Source organism: Terriglobus sp. YAF25 (assembly GCF_052113305.1).
Lineage (GTDB): Bacteria > Acidobacteriota > Terriglobia > Terriglobales > Acidobacteriaceae > Terriglobus.
Genome location: NZ_JBFRCY010000969.1, coordinates 1 through 1,348, shown reverse-complemented (window position 1 = coordinate 1,348; position 1,348 = coordinate 1). Strand labels below are relative to the sequence as shown.

At 58.6% G+C, this 1,348-nt stretch carries 2 protein-coding genes; both read left to right on the top strand.

Features of this window, described 5'->3' with window-relative positions:
• A partial coding sequence (locus AB4043_RS25680; RefSeq protein ID WP_442308542.1) for an EscU/YscU/HrcU family type III secretion system export apparatus switch protein occupies positions 1-499 on the top strand: 499 nt, incomplete at its 5' end.
• Positions 500-546: 47 nt separating this feature from the next.
• The coding region (locus AB4043_RS25675) for an FHIPEP family type III secretion protein (RefSeq protein ID WP_442308543.1) at positions 547-1,348 on the top strand (802 nt) is incomplete at its 3' end.

Here is a 1,348-nt window from a genome sequence, read left to right as displayed (position 1 = left end):
GGACTACACCATGGAATGGGTGCAGTGGAACAAGCGCCTCAAGATGAGCAAGCAGGAAGTCCGCGAGGAAGTAAAAGAGGCGATGGGTAATCCCCAGATCAAAGGGAAGATCCGGCAGCTCCAGCGGCAGATGCGCAAGCGCAGAGAGAAAGCGGATATCAGCCGCGCCAGCGTGGTGATTACCAACCCGACCCACTACGCGGTAGCGCTGGAGTTCAGCTTTGAGACGATGTCCGCTCCCAAAGTTTTGGCAAAGGGTAAGAACCTGCATGCCCTTGAGATCCGCGAACAGGCGCGCTGGGCAGGGGTTCCGATTATGGAGAACAAACCATTGGCACGGAGTTTGTACAAGATGGTCGAAGTTGGGCAGTCGATTCCGTTTGAGTTGTATTCGGCAGTGGCCGGCATCCTGGCATATCTGTATCGCACCAAGCTCGAGCAGCAGGCCCGGGAAAAACGTATGCGTGAAGCCGGCGRCCTTGCCGGAGGTGGAATGTGAACCTGAAAAAGTGGAATGGTGTATTGCTGCCGCTCGGCGCTATCAGCATGATCTTCGTCATGCTGGTGCCGCTGCCCGGCTTGTTGCTGGATCTATTGCTGGCGGTCTCAATTACCGCCAGCATCATCGTGTTCCTGACGGCTGTGCAGGTGCGGCGCGCGGTGGACTTCTCAGTCTTTCCGACGCTCTTGCTCTTGCTGACTCTGTTCCGCCTGTCACTGAACCTGGCTTCCAGCCGGCGGATTCTGCTGCACGGTCACGAAGGTACAGGCGCTGCCGGAAACGTCATTGAAGCCTTTGGGCAGTTCGTTGTTGGCGGCAACTACATCGTCGGCTTCGTGCTGTTTCTGGCCCTGATCGCGATCCAGTTCCTGGTGGTCAGCCACGGCGCGGTACGTACGGCCGAGGTTACAGCCCGCTTCACTCTTGATGCCTTGCCGGGTAAGCAGATGGCGATCGACGCCGATATGAACGCCGGCCTGATCGATGAACAGGGCGCTCGCAAACGTAGAGAAGCCATCGCTCGCGAGGCCGAGTTCTATGGCGCGATGGATGGCGCCGCGCGCTTCAATCAGCGCGACTCCATGGCGACCATTCTCATTACGGCGATCAATATCATTGCCGGTCTGTTGATCGGAACGCTGCAGCAGGGTGTGGATCTGATGACGGCGGTTAAGACCTACACCATCCTGACGGTGGGCGATGGCCTGGTCACCATGATTCCGTCGCTGCTGGTCAGTGTTGCCGGCGGCATGGTGCTGACGCGCGCCTCTTCTTCCGGAGCTCTGGATGCAGAGCTGGGATCGCAGTTGTTCGCCAAGCGGAAGACCCTCTGGATCACCTGCGGTG